The sequence below is a fragment of the uncultured Thiodictyon sp. genome (assembly GCF_903946935.1).
GTDB lineage: Bacteria > Pseudomonadota > Gammaproteobacteria > Chromatiales > Chromatiaceae > Thiodictyon.
Window position 1 is genome coordinate 1 of the sequence record NZ_CAJAXH010000028.1, and the last position, 3,602, is coordinate 3,602.

Genomic DNA, 3,602 nt, shown 5'->3' on the forward strand with positions numbered 1-3,602 from the left:
CAAGGCATCGGCCACCGTCACTGCCGCGTCATTCAGCGCGGCGATGGCTATGGCTATTCACAGGTGGGCACGACGGCGTTGCCGTCGCCCGCTATCCCTCCCCGCCCTGAACGGCGGGGTTTCTCGCGGAGGATCGGATGAGCAAAGCGGTCGCGAATGAATTGGGCGATATCCGCAGTCTGCGCGACTTGATGGCGGACGACGAGCCGGATACCACCGGGGCCGTGATCGTCGCGTTATCCCTGATTGATCGGGACGAGGATCAGCCCCGGAAGGCGTTTGACGAGGGGAGCATTGCCGAGTTGGCTGAATCGCTGGCCGTGGCCGGGGTGATTCAGCCACTGATCGTCAGCCGCCATCCCCACGACGCCGGCCGGTACATGCTCATCGCGGGGGAGCGCCGTTGGCGTGCCGCCAACCTGGCGGGGCTCGCCGAGGTGTTGGTGATCGTGCGCGAGTTGTCACCCGCGCAACGCTTGGCGGTGCAGTTGCTGGAGAACGCCGACCGCGAGCCGCTGAATATCCTCGAGGAAGCCACTGCCGTGGCCCGCCTGGTCGAGCTTGGCAATACCCCTAAGCAAGTTTGTGAACTGCTGGGAAAGAAGAAGACTTGGGTGTCCCTGCGGCGCAAGCTGGCTTCCCACATCACGCAAATCGACGTGTTCGTGACCGGTAACCGCACCCAGGACCCGGAAACGCTGTCGTTCCTGATCGACCTGGAAGCACTAGACCCGAACGCTGTTGCTGAATTTCTTTACGCCGAGAAGGTGACGCGCGCGACGGTGCGCCAGGCGCTCGAAGTGGCCCGCGCCAAGTTCGCGAATGCGCCCAGCGTGCAGCCTCCTGTACCCGCGGCCGTCACAGCTCCCGCCGAGTTGTCGGTCCCTGATCCAGCGGGGGAGGGCGGGGCGATGCCGAGTGTTGATGAGCCGCCGCCGGTCGCTGTTCCGTTCACGGCGCGTACCCCTGTGGTTGTGGCACCGCCCATGGATGAACTGCCGACGCCGGTTGAGGACGTGCCGCCGCTCCTGGAGCCTCTGCCGGTGCGGCAACCCACCACCCCACCAGGTCCGCGCGACGATGATCATCGGCCGCTGCCAGCGCTAGCCCCGGCGCCGGCCACCGCTTCCGCCGAGCCCAAGCCGCCGAAGGTCGCACCGATGGATCTTCCCGAAGAGCAGCGCATCAAAGAGCGGTGCCGCGCGGCCGAGCGGCGGATTGCCGAGACGTGGAATCTTCAAGTCACAGTGGGTTGGAGTGGCAACGGGGAGGCGGGTGAGCTGCGGATCGCGTTCACCGATTTAGTGGACCTCGACAATCTTGCGAGCTGTCTCGGTTCGTAACACCTTATCAGGCCCGGCGGCGACGCCGGGTCATGTCCCGGGAGGGACCGCTCATGACTACGCCCCCTTGCCCCATCTGCGGTGGCTCCATGAAACTGACTGTCAATGCCTACAGTCGAGGTTGGGCTTGCGCTCGCCAGGACGGACTGTCCCCCTGTCCGGGATTTGTCCAAATAGAGGAAGACGAGGCCCTGACGAGCGTACAGTTAGCGCAGTACCTGTCAGAACGCCAGGCATTGCCCGGCGCGACCGAGGCGCCTGAGCAAGCCACTTATCGGCTTGTCAAAGCGCCTTTGGAAGCGATGTCCGTCGCTCCCTATTTGAGCCGTGCTGATCAGGACACCTTGAAGGCGGCCCTGCGGATTCTTGCGTCACTCAACGAGGCCGCATGGTTGGCCGGCGAGCCCGCCGAGCTCCGGAAGGAGCAACGCCGGGAGGCGAGCGACCAACGCCACCGCGCGGCCCTGGCGGTGCTCGGTCGGACATCGCCGCAACCCCTGGACCCGGAAGGCAGCATGACTGACCTGCTGGCCCTCGATGCCGTCGCCGGCGCGGGGCTGTTTGCCAGCTATCACACCAGTGCCACTTTCACCGTCGCCATACTCGCTGAGTGCTCGGACGGCCAGCCGCCGACCGATGTGCTGATCCGCGCGTTGTTCCGATACTGGGGGGAGGTGGTGAGTCTTATCGCCCGGGAGTGGGTCGCGTGCGACACCCCACTTGAGGAACTGGACGCGCGGCTGACCGTGGCCCTGGAAACCAGCCGCCAACGGGTCCTTGCCGATCCCCCAGCCCCGCTAGCGGCCGTGCGAACCCTGCTCCAGCCGGACCCGCGCGTAACCCCTTTTCGGCGGTGTGCGGCGTGACGCTTTCCAGGACGACGCGCCAGCGGGTTATCTCGGCCTATCGGTTCCATTGCAAATCGCCGAACACCCAGGCCGCGGCGCAACTGGTCGCGGTGGCGACGGCGGGGGGGTGGACTGCCCGCACGGAGTCGCCCCCCGGGATGGTGCTCCAATTGTGGGCCACCGAACGTACCCCCCCCTGTGGGCTGTCTATGCCGCAGCAACCTGGCTTCGCGCGAACCGGGTGGAGGTTACCGATCCGGCCGAGCGCGAGGCATTTGAGGAGGCGTTGAGTGTACTTGACGCGCAAAACACTTACTTATAATAAAAGTTTCGCATGCGAAACCTTCGCGGTGCCGCGGCATCTATCACCTTCGAATCTCGACCGCCCGCCGTATGTTCTGTATTATCCAGAACACACAGATTGTGAGGCGCATATCGATGATGACCGTCAGCTCAGTAGAGTTTCAGCGCAATTTTGGGCGCTACCAGGACGTTGCCCTGACCGAACCGGTTGCCGTTACGCGAAATGGGCGCGAGCGACTTGTGGTTTTGTCGGTCGACGAGTACCACCGCCTGAAGAAGCGCGACCGGCAGGTGTTGAAGCTGGAGGACTACACCGAGGAAGACCTAAAGGCCATCTTGGCGGTTGAGCCTTCGCCCGAAGCCGCAGCCTTTGACCATGAAGTCAATGGGTAACAGGGTGTCGTTTCCGCAACCCGTTGCGGGCTTGGTGATCCGTTATGCCTATCTGTGGGGGGAAGAGCAGCAACGCGGCCAAGAGGAAGGGCGGAAAGATCGCCCCTGCGCCGTTATTCTGGCAACGACTGACGAGAACGGCGACCTCATCGTGACGGTTCTTCCAGTCACTCACACGCCGCCCGCGAATCCGGCGCTGGCCGTCGAGATCCCACACGCGACTAAGCGCCGCCTTGGACTGGACGACGAGCGTTCATGGATCGTATTGGCTGAGGCCAACCGCTTCTCTTGGCCAGGTCCGGACTTGCGTTTTGCACACGCCGGCGACTTGGCGAGCGTGGCCTATGGTGAGTTGCCGGCAGTCATTTTGAAAGAGGTTAAAACCAAGTTAGCGCAAGCACTCACGGCACGCCTCGTTCGTGTTGTACCTCGCACCGAGTGAGGGAGAGATATTCAAGTGATGATAGCATGAGCGCACGTCCGCAACCGCAACCTACGTTGATGCCAATACGCTGACTGTCAGTTCATCTCGTGTATAATTATCTTTGACGCTAAGAGGGTACACCATGCAATAGACCGCGAGATCAAGATGCCGATCTACGCGCAATTCGGAGTAGCCTACGCTTGGCTGATCGACCCCGTTGCGCACACCCTGGAAGCCTACACCCTGGACGGTGGCGCCTGGCGGGAGATTGGCCGGTTCGCGGGTGCCGCC

General features: G+C 63.3%; 4 protein-coding genes and 1 pseudogene. All 5 read left to right on the forward strand.

Translation table 11 applies throughout. The annotated features are described in order from the left end of the window. The first annotated feature begins 137 nt into the window (after window positions 1–137). Window positions 138–1,343, forward strand: coding sequence for a ParB/RepB/Spo0J family partition protein (locus QZX93_RS03615; protein WP_295387421.1), 1,206 nt, complete (start codon window positions 138–140; stop codon window positions 1,341–1,343). 302 nt (window positions 1,344–1,645) lie between these two features. Next, on the forward strand, window positions 1,646–2,209 hold the full coding sequence (locus QZX93_RS03620; RefSeq protein WP_295387424.1) for a hypothetical protein: 564 nt from the start codon (window positions 1,646–1,648) through the stop codon (window positions 2,207–2,209). Window positions 2,210–2,629: 420 nt separating this feature from the next. After that, window positions 2,630–2,887, forward strand: a complete 258-nt coding sequence (locus QZX93_RS03625; protein ID WP_295387427.1) for a type II toxin-antitoxin system Phd/YefM family antitoxin — start codon at window positions 2,630–2,632, stop codon at window positions 2,885–2,887. Next, window positions 2,871–3,329 (forward strand): type II toxin-antitoxin system PemK/MazF family toxin, encoded by a 459-nt coding sequence (locus QZX93_RS03630; RefSeq protein WP_295387431.1) that lies wholly within the window; start codon window positions 2,871–2,873, stop codon window positions 3,327–3,329. Before QZX93_RS03625 ends, QZX93_RS03630 begins: the two co-directional genes overlap by 17 nt. A 126-nt stretch (window positions 3,330–3,455) precedes the next feature. Then, window positions 3,456–3,602 (forward strand): annotated as a pseudogene (locus QZX93_RS03635) (Uma2 family endonuclease); the annotation flags it as partial.